This window comes from Streptomyces sp. NPDC002577, from assembly GCF_053594815.1.
In genome coordinates, this window is record NZ_JBSFWK010000039.1 from 17371 (window position 1) to 41540 (window position 24170).

The following is a 24170-nucleotide window of genomic DNA, read 5'->3' on the forward strand; positions in this document are numbered from 1 at the left end:
CTGCGCCGCCTCGTCCTCAAGCGCCGGACAGGCCGAAATCTTCAGCCTGTCCGGCGCTTGAGGACCAGCCCGAAGCGGTTCGGAACGCCTCGTCTAGGCAGGGCGCGGCACGTCGAGCACGAGGGCGGTGGCCATCCCGCCGCCGGCACACATCGCGGCCACACCGACGCCACCGCCGCGGCGGCGCAGCTCGTGAATGAGCGTGAGCACCATCCGGGCACCGGTCATCGCGACGGGATGCCCCAGGCTGCACCCACTGCCGAGGACGTTCACGGTGTCCTCGTCGAGCCCGAGTGTCCGGGTCGCTGCGACGCTCACGGAGGCGAACGCCTCGTTGATCTCCCACAGGGAGACGTCTGCGACCGACAGGCCGGCACGCTGGAGGGCCTTTCGGACGGCGGCCGGCGGCGCCAGACCGGTGTCGGCCGGCGGCACGCCGGCGGATGCCCACGCCCGGACGACCGCCAGCGGCTCGAGTCCGTGCTCTTCCGCGAAGGACCGATCGGCGACGACCGTCGCCGCCGCACCGTCGTTCACTCCCGCCGAGTTGCCGGCGGTGATGCTGAAGCCATCGATCTCGGGGTGCAGAGGCTTCAACGACGCGAGCTTCTCGATACTCGAGTTCCGCCGGGGATGCTCGTCGACCGCGAAGGTGAACCGCGTCCCGTCGCGACGGGTGACCTCGATGGGGAAGATCTCATCCGTGAAGCTTCCGGCGTCGATCCCGGCGACCGCACGCTGATGGGAACGCAGAGCCCACGCGTCCATGTCCTCCCGCGTGATGCCCGCCTTCACCGCGGCGTTCCAGCCGACCGTGATGGTCATATCCCTGATCGGGGCGTCGGGTGTCTCGCGATGGCTGGGCGCGAGCCAGTCCTCCTCCCATTCGTCGGTGCCGGGGATACGACGGCTGGTCTTCGGGGCGGTCGAGCTCGACTGGACGCCACCGGCGACGACGACGCGGTCCATGCCGGCGATGATCGACGCCGCGGCGGTCTGCACCGCGGCGAGCCCCGAGGCGCAGTGGCGATTGTGGGCGATGCCCGGCGCGTTCACCAGTCCCGCTTCGATCGCGGCGTAGCGGCCGATGGCCCCGCCGCCGTAGAGCGACTCGCCCATCACCACGTCGTCCACGAGCTCGGGCGCGAGGCCCGCTCGCCGGACCGCCTCGGCGACCGCCGCCGTCCCGAGTTCCAGTGCGTCGACGTCGGCCAGCGATCCCTTGTAGGCGGTCCCGATCGCGGTTCGGGCACCCGAAACAATCACAGCCTCACGGCTCATGAGACTCACTCCTCCCCACACGACTTCCGTTGCTTCACTTCTGACACGACGCGCTCCGGGCCGCTCCCCTGACGGCGGCCCGAAGCGCGTCGGCGGCCAGGCGTCAGGAGACGCTGATGGTGGCCGGGTCGGCGGGGCTGAAGTCGTAGACCCGGGCGGCGTTGCCGACGGTGATCTTGTGCTGCACATCCTCGGGCAGGTGGCCGAGCCACTTGTTGGCCATCGCCACCGTGCCGGGCCAGGTCGAGTCCGAGTGCGGGTAGTCGCACTCGAGCATCACGTTGTCCTCACCGATGAGGTCCAGCAGCCGGATACCGGCCTGGTCCTCGATGAACGTCCCGTAGACATGCTCCTTGAACTGCTGGCGGATGTCGGTGTCCAGGTCGAACTTGGCCTCGGTCTTCGTCTCGCCGCGCTCGTGGGCGGCGTTCATGTCGATGTCGAAGCGGGATGCCCAGAACCGCTGCTTGTCGATGACCTGTTCCGCGCGCTCGAGGAAGTACGGGATCCAGCCGATCGAGCCTTCGGACAGAGCGATCTTCAGGTTGCCGAACCTGGTGAAGTTGCCGCTGAACAGCCAGTCCAGCAGCGTGCCGGCCTGGTTCGCCGCCGCTGAGTACGCCATGAACGCCAGCGTCGGCATGTCGTCGGAGGTGCGGATCAAGTTCGACGACGACCCCACGTGCATCGACACGACCATGCCCGTGTCGTTGCAGGCGCCGAAGACCGGGTCCCAGTAGCCAGTGTGGATCGACGGCAGCCCCAGTTTGGCCGGGTTCTCCGAGAACGCGATCGACTTCGCCCCGCGGGCGGCGGTCCGCTCGATCTCGGCCGCGGCGGCCGCCGGATCCCACAGCGGGATGATCATCATCGGGATGAACCGGCCGGGGTAGGCGTCCGCGAACTCCTCGAGGATGAAGTCGTTCCACGCCCGCACGCACAGGAGCGCCAGATCTTTGTCCCTGGCCTCGTGGAAGACCTGCCCGCAGTAGCGCGGGAAGGACGGGAACAGCATCGAGGCGAGTACGCGGCCCTCGTTCAGGTCGGCCACGCGAGCGGCCGGGTCGTAGCAACCCGGCCTCATCTCGTCATAGGTGATCGGCTCCGGCGAGAACTCCTCGCGCCGCTTGCCGGCCACGGCGTTCAGGCCGGTCGTGACGATCTGACGGTCCTCGTAGACCCAGAACTCCGAGTCGCCGTCCCGCACGATACGCGGGCCGGTTTCCCGCCACCGTTCGGGCAATCGCTCCTGCCACAGACGAGGCGGCTCGATGAGGTGGTCATCGACCGAGATGAACCAGCTGAATGACATGAGATCTCCCACCTGTCCGCAGTGACAGCGACCCCTGGAAACGAGCCTTAGAGATGACCCTTATAAAGCGAACGCTCACATACCATGATAGGTGCCGGGCCGCTCGTGCGCCAGGGCCGGTCGGCGCACTGAACACACAGCGGCACTACGGAGCACCGGGAACCACGCCCCTCGAAGCGGACGAACTCCTCGTCGAGCATGGCGATTTCGAGACCGGCCGCACGGAATTCGTCAGATGCTTCAGGTGACGACGTCATCGCTGGTGCGCCCTCCGCCGGAGCGCGAGCAGCCGGTCACGGTGCTCGGCGGACCGCATGGTGACGGCCTCCGCGGCGAAGCCTGCCTGGACAGCCCCGCTGAGCGCCTGCGACAGGTAGATGTTGACCACCCGCTTGGTGCTCCGCAGCGCCTCGCTCGGTTGCGCCGCCAAGCGCTCGGCCACCCGTCGGGCCCCTGGCAACAGGTCGGCGGGTGCGGTGGTACGGGTGGCGAGCCCGAGTTCGACGGCCGTGGCCGCGGAGATGCGGTCGCCGGTGTACAAGTACTCACGCGACTTGATGATCGGGGTGAGCAGCGGCCAGAACGCGGCGCCTCCGTCACCGGCCACGAGACCGACAGCGACGTGCGGGTCGGCCAGGTGGGCGTTCTCGGACATCAGCACGATGTCGCAGAGCACCGCGAGGCTGCAGCCGAGCCCCACCGCTGCGCCGTTGACTGCGGCGATGACCGGCAGCGGGAATCGGAGCATCTCCTCGATGATCTGTGCGCCCTCGCGCAGGCTGGCGTCGCGAGCCACCGGATCGTCGAGGAACGAGGTGATCCAGTCCAGGTCGCCGCCCGCAGAGAAGGCCTGTCCAGCGCCGGTGAGGATCACCGCCTTGACCTCGAGGTCCTCGGACAGCTGCCGCCATACGTCGGCGAGCGCGGCGTGGAGTTTCTGGTTGACGGCGTTGAGCTCGGCGGGCCGGTTCATGACGACCGTGGCGATGGGACCGTCACGCTCGACGGTCAGCTCCGGTGGAAGATCGTAGGCGTAGGTCACGGCGGCACGCTCCCGAGAGGATGGATGAACCGGCGGTCAGGCCGCCGTCGGGCGAGCTGACGCATGAGTTGGCCGCGCGATGAGGACGGGCCCAGCGGCTGCGGCGGCTCATGGCTGACCGGGGCGCAGCTCGATGAACAACCCCTCCGCATCGGCGGTGACATGCTCGCCGTCGTAGACGGCACCGGTGAGGAAACGCTTGCGCCCCTCCTCCCGCTGGAGTTCGGCGTCCAGCCTCAGTTCCACGCCTATCGGTGTGATCCTGTGGAAGTTGACGTGGAGGTATGCGGTACGGGCTGTCGGTCGTCCGATGTTCGCGAGCCGGCCCAACACCTCGTCGAACAGCAGGTGTATCGCCCCGCCGTGTGCCGCACCATTGCCGCCGAGGTAGTGGCGCCCCAGCGTGAAATGGCCACTGACACGCGAGTCACCCCACTCGTCCGGAACGAAGGGCGGTGCCAGCGCCTGGCCCCGCCCCGGCAGGTCCATTCGACGGCCGGCGATCTGCTCCTGCTCGGGGACCGTGAACGGTTCGAGGGCAGCCGACAGGCTCTCCAGTGCACGCGTCGTCTCCTCGACCACGTGCGGTGGCGGGCTGGCCCCGGTGATCCTGTCCTGCAGCCGTCGCAGAGCCTCGATCATGCCGCCGAACCCGGGCCCGCCGGGTACCGAGCCGGGGTCAGGACCGGATCGCGCCTCCCACGGGCTGCCGGCCTGCATCTGATCGCCCCATGCCAGTTCCGTCAACGCACGTCACCTTTCTTTCGAGGGTCAGTCCCCGACCGCGGTCACCCGCCAGAGGGCGTAGACGTCCTCCAGTCCGCGCAGCATGTCGTTGAGGTGGGTGCAGGTGCTCAGTCCGCTGAACGTTTCGCGCACGTGGCGACGTAGCCCGTCGAGCCTCTGCCCAGCCAGCCGTCCGGCACTCGCCGCAGCGGCCGGGCATTCGACCCACGGCAGCACACGGGGGCGGGCCTCGCAAGCCGTCATCGTCCTCGTACGCGGGTCGACCTCGGCAGTCAGCGTGTACTCGTGAATGACGGTCTCGGTGCCGTCGGGCAGGACGTACGAGTCACGGAACATGGCGTCGACTCCGGCCGGTTCAGCGGAACTTCCGGGGAGGACGTCGATCCGGCGTGCGCGGCGCATGCTGTATGGCGGCAGGGGATCGGTGGGATGCCAGCCCTGCGGATCCCGCTGGCCCGGGAGACCGGGAGCATCACCGTTCGTGTCGAGCGAGGGGGCCACCGGGCCTGTCACATAGGATGCGCGGCCCGTCTTTTTGAGTTGCACCATGATCGTCCCGTCTGCTGCGAATCCCGCGCAGATTCCGGCCCGTTGCTGCAGCTGCCGTCGCGCGTCTTCCGTTCGAGGCTCGGTGCCGCCCTCCCACCGGGCAGCGAAGGCCTGCCCGGAGATCAGAGTGGAGACCGGTACGTCGTCCAGCAGCAGGTACAACAGGTTGTGCTCGGTGACGAGGGAGGGGTCCGACTCGTCCAGACGCCGCCGGAACCCTGACGCGACCCCGGTTCCGACCAGTGCGTCGAGCTGTGGGCGCACCGGATCCGTGGTCAGCTCCTGAAGTGTCCGTCCCTCCGCGTAGTCGACGACGCCACGGCAGGACGCCTCGGCCACGACCGATGACGAGCTGTCCACGGCGGTATGCAGGTCCCGGCCCCGGGCGGCCAGCACGAGCGGTCCGTCCAGACCTTCGGGCCGGAGCATGTCGATGGTGGTGGTGCGACGCACCGAACCGGGGACGCGTACGGGGGTGCCTGACGTCGGCTCATGGATGCCATGCCGGGGATGCAACTTACGAGGCTTGCTGCCCAAGTCGGCTTCAGAAACGAGTTCACCCTGCGTCTGGCCGGTGCGTGACGTCTTTCCCATGGTGTCCGGTGTCCTTACTTCCTTGAGGAGCAGGGAGCTGAGGGCCAGAGCCGACGCCGGCCACTGCTCTCGATGCATCGGGCTCAGCGGAACCATCCGTCCACGGTGTCGCGTGCCCGCATCGTGGCACTCACGCACTTCATTGAGAACGGCATTTTCAACATGGTCGCCCCGGTGCCTGATGGTGTCAACGCACTGAGCCGCCACCGAGGGTGGGATAGAACACAACGCCATATCTGCACAACGGGACTTCGTCCAGCGTTGACCGAAAACCAGGTTTTCGCATCAGCGGCTTCTCGTGCGGATCAGCGCCGCAAGGCGTCACCCCTGGGCGCGCTGACGCTCTGTCACGCTGCCGGTGACGCCACCGCGGCCCCCAGCGCCCGCAGTGCGAAGTCCACCACCCGAGCCGCCGCCTCGGCTGCGCTCACCGAGGCCGACTGCGACATCTGCTCATCGAACGCCTGGTTGATCACGGCCAGGATCGCCCGCGCATCGGAATCGGGCTCGCTCCAGGGAAACGACCCGTCCTCCCGGCCCTGGTAGAGGATCTGGGCTATGGCCGCCTCTTGTGCAGCCACCGACCGCGCCCGCTCCCCGGCGTATCCCACCGCCCTCTTCACCCCCTCGGAAGACAGGATCTGCACGCGTCGGCGACGCTGCGCGTCCGAGGTCACGCGCAGCACCGCCTCGATCCAGCCGCGCAGGGCGTCGGTCGGCGACGCGGCCCGTGCGACCGCGCCCTGCAGTTCGGCCAGCAGGCGCCCGCTGTCGCGGCGGAACATGGCAAGAAGCAGGTCGTCCTTGGAGTCGAAGTGCCGGTAGAAAGCACGTGTCGACAGAGCCGCGTCCCGGAGGATGTCGCCGACCGACACGCTGCCCCCGTTGCTGTCGGCCAGGCAGCGATACGCCGCTTTGATGATCCGCTCACGCTCCGCGGACTCGGTCACGACTGCAGCCTCCTGTCGCCCGGACACCGCCCGCCATCATGACACTCCCTCCCTGACGACGGCCAAGGACAGGGGCGGTCCGACGGCCGGGGCAGACATGCCGTCGCACTGCCCGCCACCCACTGATCGCCCTCACACTCTCGTGCCGGGCGGCGGAGAAGAGCTAAAGTTGCCCGAACATACCAAGTCGGCCGCACAGGCATGACGACCCAGCAGCCCGCCCTTCTCGAGAAGTCACCCGCGGGCGCTGTCGGACTCCGCGCCACACCTCACCACGCCACCCACTTGTCGGATGAACCGTTCGCGGTTCGAGGGGGAGGACCACGGACATGCGGATCGGGATCCCGATGGCCTACAGCGGGGGCTTCGCTGAATCGGTCGAAGGCCTCGGGGACTACGAGAAGGCCGGGCTGGACATCGTGTTCCTGCCGGAGGCCTACGGCTTCGACTCGGTCAGCCAGCTCGGTTACATCGCAGCGAAGACCTCCACGTTGGAGATCGCCTCGGGGATCCTCAACATCTATTCCCGTACACCCACCCTGCTGGCGATGACCGCCGGGGGTCTGGACCACGTGTCGGGCGGCCGCTTCACCCTGGGGCTGGGTGCGTCGGGCCCGCAGGTCGTGGAGGGCTTCCACGGTGTGCCGTACGACGCCCCGCTGGCCCGGACCCGGGAGGTCGCGGAGATCTGCCGGAAGGTGTGGCGGCGTGAACGGCTCGTCCACGACGGACCTCACTACCACCTCCCGCTGGACCGCGAACACGGTGGCACCGGGGCCGGCAAACCACTGAAGATCATCAACCACCCGGTGCGTGAACGCATCCCGATGTTCCTAGCCGCCCTCGGGCCCAGGAACGTCGCCCTGGCGGCCGAGCTCTTCGAGGGCTGGGAGCCGATCTTCTACTACCCGGAGGCCGCTCAGGCCGCGTTCGGCGACGCCCTGGCGGCGGGACGGGCGCGCCGGGATCCGGCGCTGCCCCCGCTCGAGGTGGTCGTGGACACCCACGTGGCCATCACCGGGAACGACGAGGAGCGGCAGGCGGCGGAACAGCAGGTCCGTAAGCATCTCGCCCTGTATGTGGGCGGTATGGGCGCCAGGGGCAGGAACTTCTACAACGATCTGACCTGTCGTTACGGGTTCGAGGAAGCCGCCGTCACCATCCAGGAGCTCTTCCTGGCCGGCCGGAAGGAGGCGGCAGCCGCGGCCGTCCCCGATGATCTGCTCCACGGTGTCTCGCTCATCGGCCCCGCGGCCCGTGTCAAGGAGCGCATCGCCGTCTTCGCCGAGAGCGGGGCGACGACGCTCAACGCCAGGCCGCTGGCCGCCACCCACGACCAGCGTGTCCGCGACATCGCCACCCTGAAGGAGCTCAGCGCGTGATCACGGCCGAGGATCGTACGAGCGGCCCCCTCAAGGGCGTCCGCGTCCTGGAGCTGGCGGCCCTCGGACCGGCCCCCATGGCCGCGATGATGCTCGCGGAGCTGGGCGCCGACGTCGTACGCGTGGACCGGCCGACTGCCCCCGTCTTTCCCGACATCCTCGACCGGGGCCGCCGGTCCGTCGTGGTCGACCTCAAGCACCCCGCCGGTCCCGAGACGGTGCTCCGGCTCGCGGAGAAGGCGGGCATCCTGCTCGAGGGGTTCCGGCCCGGTGTCGCCGAGCGCCTCGGGATCGGCCCGGAGCAGGTCCGCAGGCGCAACCCCGCGCTGGTGTACGGACGGATGACCGGCTGGGGCCAGCAGGGTCCCCGGGCACACACCGCCGGACATGACATCAACTACATATCCCTCACCGGCGCGTTGGCGGCCATCGGCCGGGCCGGCGGCCCGCCGCAGGTCCCCCTCAACCTGCTGGGTGACTTCGGCGGCGGTTCGCTGTACCTGGTCACGGGCGTGCTCGCCGCGCTGCATCACGCTCGGGCCACGGGTCAGGGTCAGGTGGTGGACGCCGCGATCGTCGACGGTGTCACCCATCTGTCCGCCATGATCTGGGCCGAGCGCCGGTACGGCGGCTGGACCGACGAGCGCGGCAGCAATCTGCTCGACACCGGGGCGCCTTACTACGACGTGTACGCGACGTCCGACGGCGGATGGATGAGCGTGGGCGCACTGGAACCGCAGTTCTACGCCCGCCTCGTGGAACTGCTCGGCCTGCCCCGGTGGGCGGATGCCCAGCTCGACCGCGCTCGCTGGCCGCAGATGCGCGAGGCGTTCGCGAACAGGTTCGCGTCGCGTACACGCGCGGAGTGGGAGAAGGTCTTCGAGGGCACGGACGCCTGCGTCACGCCCGTACTCACCTGGTCGGAGGCGGTACACGACCCGCACATGGCCGCGCGCGGGACCCATACGGTCATGGACGGAGGCGATGTCCCCGCTGCGGCCCCGCGTTTCTCCGTGACACCGACGCGTGCCGCCGGGCCGGGCGCCCCGTACGGCACTCACAGCCGGGAGGTGCTCAGGGACTGGGACGTCGAAGGAGCGGACGCGCTCTTCGCCGACGGTGCAGTGATACAGCGCTGAGGCGCTCGCTGATGCGTCCCGTGCGTTGCCGCTGCTACGACGACGTGGGCGCGAGGGGAGTCAGTGCGCTGACGATCTCCTTGCGGCGCATGAGTGTCTGCTTCGGCATGTTCCAGCCGAGCACACCGGTGATCTTGGTGCCCTGACGATAGAGCGCGACGAAGCGGCGGCTTGCTGTGTCACCTTCCACGACGGTCGTCTCCGCGTCGGCGGTCAGCACTCCGTGCGCCTGGATCCTGGCGTCGAACTGGTCGGTCCAGAAGTAGGGCACGGGGCAGTAGGGCCGATCGGCACCGAGGATGTTGGCGGCGACGAGGCGGGCCTGCTCGACGGCGTTGGTCCGGTTCTCCAGCCGCACCAGGACATCGAGCCCTTCGTGGTGCCAGCCGACCGCGTAGATTCCCTCCGCGGCCCGGCAGCGGGAGTCGCAGACCAGGCCGTTGTCGACCCTCAGTCCGCTGTCCGCGAGCCATCCGGTGGAGGGGGCCACCCCGATGGCCACCACGACGGTGTCGGCCGGCAGCACTTCGCCGGTTTCCAGGCACACACCTGTCACCCACCCGTTGCGGCCGGCCAGTCCGGTCACTCCGGCACCCATCCGCAGGTGGACGCCGCGTTCGGTGTGCAGACCGGCGAGTACGGCTGCTGTCACCGGACCGAACTGAAGGGTCATAGGTGCCGGAAAAAGGCCGGCCATGGTGACGTCCAGGCCCATGGAGCGCGCCGTGGCGGCGATTTCGGCGCCCAGAACGCCCTCCCCCACGACCACGAGCCGCGAGGACACCAGCAGGTCCGCCCGCAGTGCCAGGGCGTCGTCCAGGGTACGCAGCACATGCACGCCTGCCAGACCGGCCTGTCCGGGAAGCAGCCTGGGCTTCAGTCCCGTGGCCACGACGACGGCGTCGGCGTTCAGGGCGCGCCCTGATGCGGTGTACACGGTGCGCGCGGCCGGATCCAGGCCGGTTGCCGTTTCGGCGAGGATGAACTCGGCTTCCAGAGCCGCCAGTTCCGCTTCGGGCCGTAGCCGGGTCCTGTCTGGGGTCCAGCTGCCGGAGAGGACCTGCTTGGACAAGGGGGGCCTGTCGTACGGCGCGTGGTGTTCGTCCCCGAGCACGGTCAGTCTGCCGTGGTAGCCGCCCTGACGCAGTGCTTCCGCAGTGGCCAGACCCGCCGCTGAAGCACCGACCACCAGGACGCTGGAAGGGTGGTTCATGTGTCCTCCCTCAGGTTGGCGGCGAAGGCCGGACACACCATGGCGGCTTCGCGGACCGCGGCATGCAGGTGCTGTGGTGGTCTGACGTCGGGCCAGAATTAGTGAGTAAACACTTCCTAACATGAGCGTTTCATAGTAGCGTCGCCCCATGAGCCGAGCAAGGGTGAACGGCCTGTCGGTCAGCTACGAGGTGATCGGGGACGGGCGGCCGTGGGCGATCACGCCCGGCGGGCGCGTCAGCAAGGACTCGCCGGGCATCAGGGAGTTCGCGACCGCGCTGGCGGACCGTGGCAACCGGGTACTCATCTGGGATCGACCGAACACAGGCGAATCGGACGTGTGCTTCACCGGGAGTTCGGAATCGGCCATGCAGGCCGACGTCCTGGCGGGACTGCTCAGACACCTCGACATGACGCCCGCCGTGATCGCGGGAGGGTCCGGAGGTTCCCGGATATCGCTGCTGACGGCCGCGCGCCATCGTGACGTCGCCGCCGGCGTCGCCATGTGGTGGATCAGCGGCGGGGCCTACGGCCTCATGTCCATCGGGAACTACTACTGCGGCAACTCGATCAGGGCTGCGTGGGAAGGCGGCATGGAGGCCGTCGTCGCACTGCCCGAGTGGGCCGAGGTCCTCGAACGGAACCCGGCCAACCGGCAGCGGTTCCTCGATATGGACGCCGGGGAGTTCATCGCGACGTTCGAGCGGTGGCTGGCCGCCTACTGCCCGTGCGGGGACGAGCTCGTGCCCGACCTGCCGGCCGCCGGCGTACGAGCCCTCGATTTCCCCGCGCTGGTGTTCCGGAGCGGTGCGAGCGACCTCCACCACCGACGCGAGACGTCCGAGCACGTCGCTCGGCTACTGCCGAACGCCCGCCTGGTCGAGCCTCCGTGGGGGGACACCGAATGGGTTGAGCGGCAGGCGGCGCGCAACGCCGGCGAGGCTCCGGGCCTCTTCGTGCGCTGGCCCCTGCTCGCCCCGGTCCTGCACTCATGGGCGAGCGACGTGGTGCCTGTGCACTCAGGGACCTGATCCCGCTGATCCACTCAGGGCCTATCGGCTGCTTCTACTCGGGGAGGACGACAGGTGGAAGGCCCCATCAGCAACGCTCGCAGGATCCAGGAGCTCGCCGAACTCGACCCCGGCACCACGGTGTTGCGCCATATCGGGGTGGATGGCCGCGAGCTGACGTTCACCTGGCCTGAGCTGGACCGGCGCTCGGGTCAGCTCGCCGGTGCGCTCTGCGCGCGGGGGCTCGGGCTCGGCGACCGGCTCGGTCTCGCCCTGCACAACTCGCCCCAGTTCGTGTGGGGTGTGTTCGCCGCCTGGAAGCTCGGCGCCGTGCCCGTCCCTGTGCGGTGGGACGTACCCGACTGGGAGCTGAAGCGCCTCCTCGAGGTCATCGAGCCCCGCGTGCATATGACCGCCGACGACCGCCCGTGGATCGAAGCGACGGCCGGACTCGACGTCCCGGATCTGCCCGACGCGGTCTCACCCCACGTCAACGGCATCTGCAGCAGCGGCTCGACCGGCACGCCGAAGGTCATCGTCAGCGAACAGCCCGCCGTCCACAACGCGCTCTTCAGCAGACCGCTCATGGAAGCGTGGGCACCGGTACCCCGCCCGCAGACGATCCTCGTGCTCGCGCCGATGTACCACGCCAACGGTTTCGCGACGCTGTACAGCATGCTCGCCGGGGACCGCCTCGTCGTGCTGGAGAAGTTCGACGCCGCCCGGGTCGTCGACGCCATCGAGCGCCACCGGGTCTCGACGTTCACCGCCACACCGACCATGCTGCAGCGCATCGCCGACCTTCCCGGCATCGACGCCCGCGACCTGTCGAGTCTGCAGTGGATCGTCCAGGGCGCGGCGCCGATGCCGCCGTCGCTCGTGCACCGCTGGGCCGGCCTGATCGGCGCGGAGCGCATCGTCATGGCGTACGGCATGACGGAGGGACTGGGTCTCACCGCTCTCCGCGGCGACGAGTGGATGACGCACCAGGGTAGCGTCGGCCGCGGATTGCGCGGGACGGAACTGCGCATCCTCGACCCGGCCGGCAGCCCCGTCCCGCCCGGCGAGATCGGCGACATCTACCTGCGCTCCCCGGCCTACCACGGATACCGGTACCTGGGTGACGCTCCTCGCCTGCGGAACACCGACGACGGGTTCCAGACGGCCGGCGATGTCGGCTATCTCGACGACGAGGGCTACCTCTACCTCGTCGACCGACGTGTCGACATCATCATCACGGGTGGCGCGAACGTCTTTCCCGCAGAGGTCGAGGCGGCCCTCATCGACCACCCCCGGATCGCCGACGTCGTCGTCATCGGCCTGCGCGATGCGGAGTGGGGCCGGCGGGTCCACGCCGTGATCGAGCCCGCCGACCGCGGCGCGCCGCCGACGCACGAGGAGGTCGTCGCCTACGCGAAGAGCCGGCTGGCACCGTACAAGGTCCCGAAGACGACCGAGATCGTCGACTCCATCCCCCGGAGTGCGGCGACGAAGGTCAACCGCGGCGCGCTCGTCAAAGCCCGCGGCGGCTGACCTCACCCGGCCGGCTCGTCGTGAACAACCCCGGTTGTACGTCGGTCACCTCGCCGCCACCAGCCGCCCTGGGTGCTCGTCGGTCAGCTCGTCGTGATCGACGAGCACCTTTCCGTTGACGAGCGTGTAGTCGTAGCCGCGGGCACGCTGGACGAACCGGTTGGCCCCGAGCGGGAAGTCGGCCACCATCTCGGGCGTGTGGAGGTAGAGGCCGTCGAGGTCGAGCACGTTCACATCGGCGAAAGCGCCCGGCGCCAGGACACCCCGGTCGGCGATCCCGAACAGGTCGGCGCCTTCGCGCGTGATCTTCTTGACGGCCCACCCGATGTCGAGGAGTCCCTTGTCGCGCACCCAGTGCTTCAGGAAGTACGTCGTGTTGCCCGCGTCCATCGTGAGGGCCACATGGGCGCCGGCGTCGGCCACGCCCACCACGACGTCGGGATTGGTGATCATCTGGGCCACCGCGTCGAGGTCCTGGTTGAGCACCGGGTAGTAGAGGAGCCCGAGGCCGCGGGTCTCGACGGTGTAGTCGAGGAACGCGGCGGCAGGGCTCGTGCCCCTCCGCGCGGCTTCGGCGGCCAGGCTGTTGTCCGGGCTGACGTCGTATTCAGCCGGTCCCGGGGGCATCAGGTAGAGCTTGGCCGGATCCTTGGGCGCGAGCGGGCCGGACAGGTCGGCCGGCTGCTCGGCCTGCTCGAGCAGGCGGCGCCGTACCGACGCATCGGCCAGTGCCTCCAGGCGGGCGGCGAACGGCTTGGCCATGAGCTCGGCCCAGGCCGGCAGCGTGTCGTAAGGGGTCCGGCTGACCAGGCCGTAGACGATGGCGGTGCCGCGCACCGACGTCATCGGGCGCACATCGGCGCCGCGGCCCCGGGCCTCGGCCGTCCGCTCCATCACCCACGACCAGAGGCCCGGGCGGCGGTCGCTCTGCATGATGGAGAACGCCAGCGGCCGGCCCGATGCGCGGCTCACCTGCTCCATCCACGTCATCTCGGCGGTGGAGTTCTGCCGTTCGGCGCCGTCACGCTCGCCGATGCGGGGTACGACCTGGAAGGTGCCGCGGCGGCGGGTGGCGAGGACGTCGGCGATGGCGGCGAGTTCGGCGGGCCGCGCATACGTGCCCGGCACCGCTCGGCCATCGGGGACCGTGTGCATGAAGCTGCGCGACGTCGAGAAGCCGAGGGCGCCGTTGTCCATGGCCTCGGCCACGACGGCCGCCATGCCGGCGATGTCGTCGTCCGTGGCGGGCGACTCGTCGAGGCTGCGCTCGCCCATGACGTAGTACCGCAGGGCACAGTGTCCGATCAGGCCGCCCACGTTCAGGCCCAGCTCGCGTCGGCCCAGGACCTTCAGATACTCGCCGTAGGTCTCCCAGCCCCAGTCGAGGCCGGTCATGATCGTGTCGGCGGGGATGTCCTCGACCGACTCCATCATCCCCGCGAGGTAGCCCTCCTGCCCGGGGCGGACGGGTGCGAAGGTGACTCCGCAGTTGCCCATCACGACGGTGGTGACACCGTGGTGGCACGACGGGGTCGCCACCGGGTCCCAGAAGAGCTGGGCGTCGAGATGGGTGTGGACGTCGATGAACCCGGGGGTCACGAACCGGCCGGTGGCGTCGATCTCACGCCGGCCGCGCTCGCCGACCAGGCCCACCTCGGTGATGCGGTCACCGTCGATGGCGACGTCGGCCCGCATCGGGGCCGAACCCGTCCCGTCAACCACGGCGCCGTGACGGATCACGATGTCATGCATGGCTCACGTCCTTTATGGCGTCCGGCAGACATCAACAGAGTGTTTGCTCACTCACGATACCGACAACTTCCCGGCGCGAACAGAAGAAAGTATACGCTCACTTTGCTAGGGTGGACGGCAGGTCCGGGCGTGATTCGCCCAACGACTCACTTCGGGGGTGCGCGTGGGATCAATGGACGGCCGCGTGGCGATCGTCACCGGCGCAAGCCGCGGTATCGGGCAGTACATCGCCGAGCGATTCGCGGCCGAAGGTGCGGCGGTGGCTCTTGTGGCACGGACTTCCGTCCCGGGTAGGTCCCCCCTGCCCGGGTCGCTCGCGGAGGTCGTCGACCGCATCCGGGCGAAGGGCGGCCGGGCCGAGCCCGTACCCGCCGACCTCACCGCCTCCGACGACGTCGAGACCGTCGTGGCGCGCGCCGAGGCGGCGCTCGGGCCGGTGGACACGCTGGTGAACAATGCCGGGGTGAACTTCTACGGGCCGGCACTCGACATCCCGGGCCGTCGCTACGCGTTGATGTTCCAGATGATGGTTCACACCCCGTTCCGCCTCTGCCAGTTGGCGATTCCCGGCATGGTCGAGCGTGGCCGGGGCTGGGTGCTGAACATCACCTCCAAGCAGGCCCGCCACCCGATGGGGCCTCCGTACCCGGACTGGGCGAGCGACGGCTGCGTACCGTACGGCATGTGCAAATCAGCGCTCGACCGGCTGACGACCGGTCTGGCGGCGGAGTTGTACGACTGCGGAGTGAGCGTCAACGCCCTCGGCACATCCGGTCTGGTGATGACGCCGGGCGTGGCCGTGGTCTCGCCGCACACGCCCGACAACGCTCCGGTCGAGGATGACAGCGCCATGGCCGACGCCGCCCTCATGCTGTGCAGCGCACCACCCGGTAGCGTGACCGGCCGCGTCGCCTACAGCATGGAGCTGCTCGGTCGGCCTTTCCCCGAGGGCCCGTGGGCCCTGTCGGGCACGTTCTGATTGATCCAAGACGAAGGAGACCCACGATGAAGGTCACAGTGGATCCGGATCGATGCCAGGGACACGCCCGCTGCTGGGACATCTGCCCCGAGGTTTATGCCCTCGACGACCAGGGGCACGGGCAGGTTCTGGTCGCCGACATCCCGGCCGAGTTCGAGACGAAGGCGCGCGAGGCCGCGGCCAACTGCCCGGAGCGCGCCATCATCGTGAACTGAAGCCTGTCGGGGGCACGCCCCGCACCAACGACTTCGCCGTCGCCGCCGCCTGGGTGGGCGGTGACGACGGCGCGCTGTCGACGGACCTCAGGTCCCATCGTGTCAGCGGTATCGCTCAGCCAGACGCCTGCGATGAGCCGAGGGCGAACCGAACAGTGAACGGTTGAGCGTTGCGCGCTTGAGGTAGACGTGGATGCCGCTCTCCCAGGTGTAGCCCATGCCTCCGTGCAGCTGCATCGCCTTGCCGACGACGTCCACCGCGGCGGCGCACGCGTACGACTTGGCCATCGACGCCGCCACCGTGGCGTCCGGGTCGCCACCGGCCAGCGCTCGCACGGCGGCGGAGAGCAGCCGCCGGGCGACCGAGACCCGTACGAGCATGTCGGCGCACGCGTGCTTCACGGCCTGGAAAGAACCGATCGGGCGCCCGAACTGCTCGCGGACTCGGGCATGGGCGACGGTTGCGTCCAGCATGGCCTCGCTCAGGCCCACGCTGTCGCAGGCGACGGCGACGGCGGCCCGGTCGAGCAGCGTTCTGACGGCGTCCTCGGGATCGCCGCCGAACCGCCACACCGACGTCTCGGGCACCTCGACGCCGTCCGCTCGTACGAGAGCCAGGGCGCGGGTCGCGTCGAGTACGGGTTGCGCGGTGACGCCGAGCGCGGCGATGCGCGGTGCCACGTCGACGATCACGGGCGCACCGTCCAGGCCGCGCGCAGGCAGCAGGAGCCGGTCCGCCTCCGCCGCGTCGGGCACGAAGGCCGCCTTGCCGTACAGGCGCACCCCGCGCGCAGACCGTTCGATGCGGAAGGGAGTCCCGCCGTCGGCGTGGCCTTCCTCGCCGCCTGGGAACGCCACGGCCGGCAAGGCGCCGCCCGACGCGATCTGCCGGAGCGACTCGTCCCGGCCGGGGCCCGGTTCCAGCAGATTGAGCGTCCCGGCACCGAGAACGACAGCCCCCAGGTACGAGCTGCGCGTCGCAGCGCGGCCCATCTCCTCCAGAACGACGGCGACTTCGGCGAACGTGGCGTCCGCTCCGTCCAGTGCCGCGGGCACCTCCAGGCCGAGCCAGCCGGACCGGGCGAGCAGCCGTTCCTCGACGCCGGAGGTCACCGGGCCTGCCTTCCCGAGCAGGTCGCGCGCCACCGCGCGGAGTTCTTCGTGGAGATCGGAGAAATCGGAGAGATCCGAGATATCGGCGGACATCAGCTTCCCATCGGTTCTCGAGGCAGTCCGAGGCCGCGCTCACCGATGATGGTGCGCTGGATCTCGCTCGTACCGCCCGGGATGGTCCATTCCCACGAGCCGATGAAGTCCAGGACCCACGCGCCCGACTCCCATCCGCTCGAGACGGGCTTGTGGAGCTCGGTGTGGGCGGCGAGCCCGGCGATCTCGGCACCGAAGTCCGTCATCCGCTGCAGTAGTTCGCTGTAGTACAGCTTCGCGATCGAGGCGTCGGCCGGTCCCGCGGTGCCGGCGTCGTGGCGTTCCACGAGGTCCCGGCACAGCGCACGGAGGCCGGTGACCTCGGTCTCGAACGCCGCCAGCCGGTCCCGCACCGCGGAGTCGTCGATCGGACGTCCCCCGCCGGGCCTGGCCTGGGAACACGCGTCCACGAGCCACCGGAAACCGGCGTTGCCGAGCCGTTCCGCCAGCTCCAGCATCGTCATGCCGCGCTCGGCGCCCAGGGTCTCCTGCGCGACCCGCCATCCCGCGTTCTCCGGCCCGACGAGGTTCGTGGCCGGGACGACGACGTCGTTGAGGAAGATCTCGCAGAAGTGGGACGCCCCGGTCGCCTGGCGGATGGGACGCACGTCGACACCCGGCGTCCGCATGTCCAGCAGGAAGTAGGAGATGCCGTGCCGCTTCGGAGCATCCGGATCCGTGCGCGCCAGCAGCAGGCACCAGTCGGCGTGCACGGCGCCGCTCGCCCACAGCTTCTGCCCGTTGACGATGTAGGCGTCGCCCTCCTTGCGGGCGGTGGTCCTGAGACCGGCCAGATCGGAGCCGGCCTCGGGTTCGGAGAAACCCTGAACCCAGATCTCACCCTCGAGGATCGCCGGAAGGTGCCGCCTGCGATGCTCGTCGGTGCCGGCGGCGAGCAGCGTGGACGCGGCGTGGTGGATCGAGACGAAGGCCAGCACCAGCCGGGGCGCGTCGTGGGCGGCGAGCTCCTGGTAGAGCACGATCTGCTCGGCGACGGACATCCCGCCACCCCACTCCTTCGGCCAGTGCGGAACAGCGAAGCCGGCGCCACGGAGCTCCTGGAACCATGCCTTCTGGAAGCTGACGAACTCCTCGTCACCGACGTCCGTCTGCGCCTGCCGCCAGCCGGCGGGGATGTGCTCCCGGCACCATGCGCGCACGGAGGCCCGGAACTCGTCGAGGTCGTTGTCCGAGGACGTCATCGTCGGTGCACCCTCCGTGGCTCATCGCGTCAGCTGCTCCGGTTCGCCGCCGAACAGTCCGGTCAGGCCGCGTCGGCCGAGGCGGCGCGTCAGGTGGTCGCGTGTCGCGGACAGGCCCAGGGGCAGCCGCCGCAGGGGCTGGCTGTACCGGGAGAGCCAGGACAGGGGCATCTCGTCGCAGAATCCGATGGCGCCGTGCACCTGGTGCGCGACACGGAACACGGTCTCGGCCGCCTCGACGGCCGCCATGCGCAGCGCGAGCGCGTCGTCGAGCGCGTCGTCGCTGCGCGTCTGCACGCTCCACAGTGCGTACGTGGCCAGCACCTCGACGCCGCTGCGCTCGACCTCGGCGTCGGTCAGCTGGAACTGCACGCCCTGGAACGCCGCGAGCTGCCGGCCGAACTGTTCGCGTACGAGCACGTGGGTGCGCGCGAGATCGATCGCCCGGTCGAGCATCCCCAACAGCGTCCAGCACGGCAGAACCAGTCCGAGTGCCACGTCCTCGGCGCCGTCGCTGTCGACCGGCGTCAGGTCCAGTTCGGTGACGAATGCCGAGGTGCGCGGTGACACGCTCGCCGGCCGGGCGACGGCCCTGCAGCGGCGGCCGTCCAGCGTCACGGTCATCCAACGGCGGTCGACGCCGGCCACCGAGCCTGCGGGACCGGTGTCCGCGGCCACGATCAGGCCGTCGGCGTCGAGATCCGTGGGTCGTGAGAGGCGCTCCGCCACCGGATAGGGGACGGCCCAGTAGCCCGCGCTGCGGCACAGGGCGGCGGCCGCCTCCAACTCGTCGGCGCTGCCGCGGGGGTCGAGGTCCCATGCGCCGAGTTCGCCGAGGACCGGCACGACGAGGTTCTCGCGGCGGTCGGGCTCCAGCTCCGCCAGCTGAACGAGCTGGTCCCCTCCGGCCGCCTCGAGCGCGCGGAGCGCCAGCCGTCCGTACTCGCTCGCTTCCGGGCTCAGGCTGGTGTTCACGACGCCGCCAGCAGGGCTCGGGCCAGAAGGATGCGTTGCATCTCGATACTGCCCGAGGCGACGGTGGCAGCCTGCGAGTAGCGCCAATGGTCTTCCACCTCGAGGCGGAACCGGTGGCCTTGTTCACCGGTCAGCGACACCGACGCGACGATCTCCATCAGCACCTCGGCACTGTCCTGGTCGAGTCTGGTGACCGCGATCCGGTAGGCCGCGGCGTCCTTCGGGCTCACCTGGCCCTGGCTCTGCAGCGACACCACCCGGTAGGCCAGCAGCCGGGCCCGCCGGCAGTGCGTGAGCATCCGCGCCCACCGGCCTCGCAGCTCCGCCGGGAGGTCGTCCCACCGGTCGCCGAGCGCCGACGGGGCGTCCTGCAGCAGCCGCTCGCAGCGGGCGTAGCGGGCGATGCCGACGCGCTCGAACGCCAGCACCTCCTGGACCACCGTCCAGCCCTCGTCCACGGTGCCGAGGACGTCGGCCTCGGTCACCCGCAGGTCGTTGAAGAAAACTTCGTTGAGGTGGTGCGGCCCCATCATGCAGTGAATCGGCCGGACCTCGATGGCCGGGTCGGACATCGGCACGAGGAAGATCGTCAGGCCGTGCTGTTTCTTCTGCCCCTTCGACGTCCTGGCCAGCAGGAAGCACCACTGCGCCATCGTGGCGTACGACGTCCAGATCTTCTGGCCGGAGATGCGCCACCCTCCCCCACTCTCGGCTCCGCTCGAGCGGGAGGTACCCCCATCGTCGCGCCGTGCCGCGGTGCGCAACGACGCGAGATCGGACCCGGATTCGGGTTCGCTGAAGCCCTGGCACCAGATCACCTCACCTCGGGCGATCGGGGGAAGGTGCTTGTGCTGCTGCTCCGGGGTGCCGTGCCGCATGATCGTCGGACCCACCCAGTTGACGCCCATGTACTGCGCGCCTCGAGGCTCGTGATGCGCCCACATCTCCTCGCGCACCACGGTCTGCTCCCATACGGAGGCGTCGCCGCCGCCGAACTCCTTCGGCCAGGCCATGCACAGCAGGCCACGCTCGGCCAGCAGCCGGCAGAACCCCTGAGCGACCTCCAGGTCGGCCGGGTCGTCGGTGAACGCCCCCAGGAAGTCCGCGGGGACATGTTCCTTCACCAGCCGACGCAGCTCACCTCGGAGCGCCGTGGCGCCCTCCCCCATCGTGAAGTCCAATGACCCCATCCTTCGCCCCCTCGAGTCGTCTCTCAGCGCGCGGTCCAGCCGCCGTCGACGACGATCGTCTGCCCGGTCACATACCGTCCGGCGTCGCTGACGAGCCACAGGACCGCACCCACGAAGTCGCCGGTGTCTCCGTCCATGGGAAGCGGCGTGTTGCGCCGCAGCCAGGCGCTGGAGCGCTCGTCGTCGTACAGCCCGTCGGTGATCTCGCTGCGGAAGAATCCGGGGGCGAGTGTGTTGACCCGGATGGAGTGCCGGGCCCACTGCACGGCCAGTTCGGCCGTGAGTCCCGACAGGCCCAGTTTGCCTGCGGCGTAGGAAGCCTGGGGGATCCCCGGGACGCCGACCCGCCCGCTGATCGACGACACGTTCACGATCGATCCCCGGCCTGCGGCGACCATGTGCGGGAAGACGTCCTGGGCCAGCCGGAACGGCGCCACCAGGTTGAGGTCGAGCGTCTGGCGTATCGCCTCCAGAGGCTCCCGCTCGGCCGGTTCATAGCTGAAGATGTTGCCCGCCGCGTTGACCAGGATCTCGGGGGCGCCCAGTTCGTCGGCGACTCGGGGGACGATCTCCCCTACCTGCGCCATATCGAGCAGATCGCAGGTGATCGCCGCTCCCCCGATCTCCTCCGCCAGCTTCACCAGGCGGTCACGGCGGCGAGCCACCACGGCCACCCGCGCGCCAACGGAGGCGAGCGCCCGGGCGAGGGCCTCGCCCAGGCCTGACGATGCGCCCGTCACCACGGCCACCCGGCCTGTGAGGTCGAAGCGCCGCAGTGCCTCGGGTACATCCGGATCCATGGGGCTGCTGCCTCCTTCGGCTTGGGTTCGAACACCGGGTCGCCGGACCATCGAGATTGAGCGGCAAGGGCGTCGGTCCTAGACGACGACCGTCCGCACTCCCTCCGCCCGGGTCACCAGGTCGATGCCGTCGTTGATCTCGTCGAGCTTGATGCGCTTGGAGACCATCGATCCGAGGTCCAACTTGCCCGACTCGGCAAGGCGGATGAACCGGGGGAAGTCACGCAGGATCTGCGATCCGCCGACGGAGGACCCGGCCAGACGCTTGCCGGAGAACACGGCTTGCACAGCGGGCAGCGTCAGGGTCGCGCCCACCGGCGGCATGCCGACGAGTGTCACCGTGCCCTGGACGCGCGCCATGTCGAAGGCCTGCACCATGAGTTCGGGGCGCCCGACGACTTCGAAGCTGTAGTCGGCCCCACGCCCCTCGGTCAGCTCCCGAACCTGCTCGACCGGGTCGCCCGCGGCCGGGTCGACCGTGTGGGTGGCTCCCGCACGGGCGCTCGCCTCGCGTCGGCCCGCTATCGGATCGATGGCGATGATGACCGCGGCCCCGGCGATACGTGCCCCCTGGATCACCGACTGGCCGACTCCTCCGCAACCGATCACCGCCACGCTGGAACCCGGCCTGACGGCCGCGGTGTTGAGCGCGGCGCCGAGACCGGTCGTGACGCCGCATCCGAGGAGGGCGAGTTGCTCGTCGGCGAGGTCGGTCTCCACGGGGACCACCGACGCCTCGTGCACGACCATGGCTTCGGCGAAGGTCCCGCAGCCGCACACCGCGGCGGCCTGCCGGCCATCGCCGAGTGCGAACCGTGGTGCCGCTTTGACCGCCGGGTTGAGCTCGCAGTTGTTGGACATGCCGTTGATGCACCACCAGCATGTCCCGCACGCAGGCGCGACAGAAGCGAGCACGCGGTCCCCGACCCGGACCCGGCGCACCTCGGCGCCGACCTCCTCGACGATGCCGCAGCCCTCGTGGCCGGGCACGATGGGCAGTGGCAGCGCGGACAGTCCGTTGATCACGTTGAGGTCCGTGTGGCAGATGCCGCTCGCGGCGATGCGCACGAGTACGTCCCGTGGCCCGACGGCCGGGACTGGGAGGTCTTCCAGGACGAGTGACCGGCCGGCCTCGTAGGCGACGGCGACTTTCATCTGCGTATCCCTTTCAGATCCGGCCCGACCCGTGGAAGCAACGGTGGGCAGCCGTAAAGACCCGCGGTTCAGGCAGGCCGGTGCTCAGCTCGACAGCGCCGGTGCCTGGTCGAGCAGCCCCAGCAGCTTCGCGGTGTTCCCACGGAGCACCTTGCGGCTGACCGCGGCATCGCAGTCGGCGAGCCGGGGAATGTAGTCGCGCGGCTGTCGCAGGCCTTCGGGGTGCGGGTAGTCGGAGCCGAACAGGACGTGGTCGGCTCCCATGGCGTCGATGAGTTCGTTCACGTCGTCTTCGGGGAACGGGCAGACCCACAGGTGCTCCGCCAGGGCCTCGCTGGGGCGGGGCGGGAGCTTGCCGCCGAGCATGGGGCCGCGGCGGCCGAGCGCCGCCGCCTTGTCGACCGTCTTGAACAGTGGCTTCAGCCAGCTGGAGCCGTTCTCGATCGAGACGATGCGCACGCCCGGATGGCGCTCGAAGAGGTTGTGCAGGGTCAGAGCGATGAGCGTGTCGACGACCGGCCGCTCGGTGTTGCAGAGGGCCCACTGCAGCGGTGACTGCTGATGTGACGGGTTGTCAGGGTCCTCGGACCAGTGCGTACCGTAGAAGTGCTGGTAGCCGCTGTTCGACACATGGAACACGACCGGGATTCCGGCCTCGGCCACGGTCGCCCAGAACGGGTCGAACACCGGGTCGGCCGGGGACCGGCCCGCCACCGGCCCCGGGCAGAGATGCACCATACGGGTCCCTGCGTCGATGACCCGGTGCAACTCGACCATGGCCTGGTCGATGTCGAGCAGCGACAGCATGGGCACACCGAAGAGCCGACTGTCGGCTCCGTACCCCCAGTCCTCCTCCAGCCAGCGGTTGAAGGCCCGCAGGCTCGCGTAGGTCAGCTCGACGTCATCCCTCATGTCGTACTCGACCGCGACGCCCAGGGTCGGGAGCATAAGCGTCGCCTCGAGGCCCTGCTCGTCCATCAACGCGAGGCGAGCGGTCCGCTCGGTGAACTCCGGGTAGTCCTTGGCGTTGATCACCTCGCGGTGCGTGAACCCGTCGGCGACCTCGCCTGCGAACAAGCCCTCAAGGGCCCCGGGGGCCGAGGCGTAGTCGCCCGGCATCACGCTCATGAACGTACGGCGGCCCCGGAGGAAGACGCGGCCGAGTCCGTCGGTCCCGCGCTCGACGCGCACGGTCTCGTCTTTGAATCTCGCCTCGATGTGACGGGAGAAGCAGTCATCGGGCTCGTAGTAGTGCCCATCGGCGTCGATCAGACGGTACTCCATCGCCGCATACCTCCGGACGGGTCAACCAGCAGGAAGGCGAGAACGTTAGTGAGTGAACGCCCACTATCTCATCGGCGTCGTCCACCAGTCAAGGCGGTCTCTCACGGCACACCGCATGCCCGATGGGCGTGACAGAGGTGCCGTACAGAGCGGTGGCTGCGCGCGAACGCGACGCCGGACGGGAGACGGCGTGAGAGCGGCCCCGGGCCGGCCTACCCCAGGTCCAAGGTGGCCAGCAGCGCATGCGTGTCCTGCTGGAACACCCTGATCTCGGCGATGAGCCCGTCGGCGAAGGAGAACAGCTCGACGACGTCGACCGTCGCCGAGCGGCCGGACGTCTTCGCCGTCCACGTCTGCGTGGTCACCTGCACGACCGAGTCGCCGCAGCCGGATATACGTGGATCGCTGATCGTGCGGTCCCAGTGCCGCGCGAAGGTCACGCCCATCGCGACCATGCCGTCGCGGCCGTGGTGCCACCCGCCGTGGGGCAGCGACGCCGGTTGCTGGATACGGAACGCAGGATGGAGCAGCTCGAAAGCGCCGTCGGCGTCGCCGGCACTGAACCGGCGCGCCATCTCGTTCACCAATTCCAGGTTCTCTTTGCCGTCGGTCTCACTCATGCCTGTTGCGCCTCCTCGCGGTCGACCGGGCAATCCGTGCT

The 24170-nt window shown here is 69.5% G+C and carries 22 protein-coding genes; 6 read left to right on the top strand and 16 right to left on the bottom strand.

The window, feature by feature from the left end; all coding sequences use genetic code 11:
- Positions 1-93 precede the first annotated feature (93 nt).
- The 6 genes from ACWD4J_RS33535 to ACWD4J_RS33560 form a co-directional block, all read right to left on the bottom strand.
- Positions 94-1281, bottom strand: coding sequence for a thiolase family protein (locus ACWD4J_RS33535; protein ID WP_451399252.1), 1188 nt, complete (start codon positions 1279-1281; stop codon positions 94-96).
- Positions 1282-1384: 103 nt separating this feature from the next.
- On the bottom strand, positions 1385-2593 hold the full coding sequence (locus ACWD4J_RS33540) for an amidohydrolase family protein (RefSeq protein ID WP_451399253.1): 1209 nt from the start codon (positions 2591-2593) through the stop codon (positions 1385-1387).
- A gap of 253 nt (positions 2594-2846) precedes the next feature.
- A complete protein-coding gene (locus ACWD4J_RS33545; RefSeq protein WP_451399254.1) occupies positions 2847-3635 on the bottom strand; it encodes an enoyl-CoA hydratase/isomerase family protein in 789 nt (262 codons plus the stop codon).
- Between the two features lie 108 nt (positions 3636-3743).
- Entirely contained in the window at positions 3744-4382 is a 639-nt protein-coding gene (locus ACWD4J_RS33550) for a PaaI family thioesterase (RefSeq protein ID WP_451399255.1), read from the bottom strand.
- Positions 4383-4406: 24 nt separating this feature from the next.
- Positions 4407-5603, bottom strand: coding sequence for a DUF2889 domain-containing protein (locus ACWD4J_RS33555; RefSeq protein WP_451399256.1), 1197 nt, complete (start codon positions 5601-5603; stop codon positions 4407-4409).
- A 269-nt stretch (positions 5604-5872) separates the two neighbouring features.
- The gene (locus tag ACWD4J_RS33560; protein ID WP_451399257.1) at positions 5873-6475 is read right to left on the bottom strand and encodes a TetR/AcrR family transcriptional regulator; all 603 of its coding nucleotides are present in this window, start codon (positions 6473-6475) and stop codon (positions 5873-5875) included.
- A 329-nt stretch (positions 6476-6804) separates the two neighbouring features.
- Between ACWD4J_RS33560 and ACWD4J_RS33565 the strand changes: the two genes are divergently transcribed.
- Both ACWD4J_RS33565 and ACWD4J_RS33570 read left to right on the top strand, forming a co-directional pair.
- On the top strand, positions 6805-7857 hold the full coding sequence (locus ACWD4J_RS33565) for an LLM class F420-dependent oxidoreductase (RefSeq protein ID WP_451399258.1): 1053 nt from the start codon (positions 6805-6807) through the stop codon (positions 7855-7857).
- The gene (locus ACWD4J_RS33570) at positions 7854-8996 is read left to right on the top strand and encodes a CaiB/BaiF CoA transferase family protein (protein ID WP_451399259.1); all 1143 of its coding nucleotides are present in this window, start codon (positions 7854-7856) and stop codon (positions 8994-8996) included. Before ACWD4J_RS33565 ends, ACWD4J_RS33570 begins: the two co-directional genes overlap by 4 nt.
- A 34-nt stretch (positions 8997-9030) precedes the next feature.
- On the opposite strand, the gene ACWD4J_RS33575 is transcribed toward ACWD4J_RS33570, so the two are convergent.
- Entirely contained in the window at positions 9031-10209 is a 1179-nt protein-coding gene (locus ACWD4J_RS33575; protein ID WP_451399260.1) for an NAD(P)/FAD-dependent oxidoreductase, read from the bottom strand.
- A gap of 148 nt (positions 10210-10357) precedes the next feature.
- Between ACWD4J_RS33575 and ACWD4J_RS33580 the strand changes: the two genes are divergently transcribed.
- A complete protein-coding gene (locus tag ACWD4J_RS33580; protein ID WP_451399261.1) occupies positions 10358-11239 on the top strand; it encodes an alpha/beta fold hydrolase in 882 nt (293 codons plus the stop codon).
- 54 nt (positions 11240-11293) lie between these two features.
- Positions 11294-12751: a class I adenylate-forming enzyme family protein gene (locus tag ACWD4J_RS33585; protein ID WP_451399262.1), complete on the top strand. Its 1458-nt coding sequence runs from the start codon at positions 11294-11296 to the stop codon at positions 12749-12751.
- A gap of 45 nt (positions 12752-12796) precedes the next feature.
- On the opposite strand, the gene ACWD4J_RS33590 is transcribed toward ACWD4J_RS33585, so the two are convergent.
- The gene (locus tag ACWD4J_RS33590) at positions 12797-14503 is read right to left on the bottom strand and encodes an N-acyl-D-amino-acid deacylase family protein (protein WP_451399263.1); all 1707 of its coding nucleotides are present in this window, start codon (positions 14501-14503) and stop codon (positions 12797-12799) included.
- Between the two features lie 184 nt (positions 14504-14687).
- Here ACWD4J_RS33590 and ACWD4J_RS33595 point away from each other — a divergent pair, with 184 nt between their 5' ends.
- Both ACWD4J_RS33595 and ACWD4J_RS33600 read left to right on the top strand, forming a co-directional pair.
- Positions 14688-15482: an SDR family NAD(P)-dependent oxidoreductase gene (locus ACWD4J_RS33595; RefSeq protein ID WP_451399264.1), complete on the top strand. Its 795-nt coding sequence runs from the start codon at positions 14688-14690 to the stop codon at positions 15480-15482.
- A 26-nt stretch (positions 15483-15508) separates the two neighbouring features.
- Positions 15509-15697 (top strand): ferredoxin, encoded by a 189-nt coding sequence (locus tag ACWD4J_RS33600; protein ID WP_451399265.1) that lies wholly within the window; start codon positions 15509-15511, stop codon positions 15695-15697.
- A gap of 102 nt (positions 15698-15799) precedes the next feature.
- On the opposite strand, the gene ACWD4J_RS33605 is transcribed toward ACWD4J_RS33600, so the two are convergent.
- From ACWD4J_RS33605 to ACWD4J_RS33640, 8 genes are all read right to left on the bottom strand, one after another.
- Positions 15800-16903, bottom strand: coding sequence for an acyl-CoA dehydrogenase family protein (locus tag ACWD4J_RS33605; protein WP_451399266.1), 1104 nt, complete (start codon positions 16901-16903; stop codon positions 15800-15802).
- On the bottom strand, positions 16903-18105 hold the full coding sequence (locus tag ACWD4J_RS33610) for an acyl-CoA dehydrogenase family protein (RefSeq protein WP_451399267.1): 1203 nt from the start codon (positions 18103-18105) through the stop codon (positions 16903-16905). Before ACWD4J_RS33610 ends, ACWD4J_RS33605 begins: the two co-directional genes overlap by 1 nt.
- 21 nt (positions 18106-18126) lie before the next feature.
- Complete coding sequence (locus tag ACWD4J_RS33615; RefSeq protein ID WP_451399268.1) at positions 18127-19080, bottom strand: acyl-CoA dehydrogenase family protein; 954 nt, start codon at positions 19078-19080, stop codon at positions 18127-18129.
- A complete protein-coding gene (locus tag ACWD4J_RS33620; RefSeq protein ID WP_451399269.1) occupies positions 19077-20261 on the bottom strand; it encodes an acyl-CoA dehydrogenase family protein in 1185 nt (394 codons plus the stop codon). The genes ACWD4J_RS33615 and ACWD4J_RS33620 overlap by 4 nt, the downstream gene beginning before the upstream one ends.
- A gap of 32 nt (positions 20262-20293) precedes the next feature.
- Positions 20294-21070: an SDR family NAD(P)-dependent oxidoreductase gene (locus ACWD4J_RS33625; protein WP_451399270.1), complete on the bottom strand. Its 777-nt coding sequence runs from the start codon at positions 21068-21070 to the stop codon at positions 20294-20296.
- 78 nt (positions 21071-21148) lie between these two features.
- On the bottom strand, positions 21149-22225 hold the full coding sequence (locus ACWD4J_RS33630; RefSeq protein WP_451399271.1) for a Zn-dependent alcohol dehydrogenase: 1077 nt from the start codon (positions 22223-22225) through the stop codon (positions 21149-21151).
- Positions 22226-22309: 84 nt separating this feature from the next.
- On the bottom strand, positions 22310-23509 hold the full coding sequence (locus ACWD4J_RS33635; protein ID WP_451399272.1) for an amidohydrolase family protein: 1200 nt from the start codon (positions 23507-23509) through the stop codon (positions 22310-22312).
- 212 nt (positions 23510-23721) lie between these two features.
- Positions 23722-24129, bottom strand: a complete 408-nt coding sequence (locus tag ACWD4J_RS33640) for a nuclear transport factor 2 family protein (protein ID WP_451399273.1) — start codon at positions 24127-24129, stop codon at positions 23722-23724.
- Positions 24130-24170 lie beyond the last annotated feature (41 nt).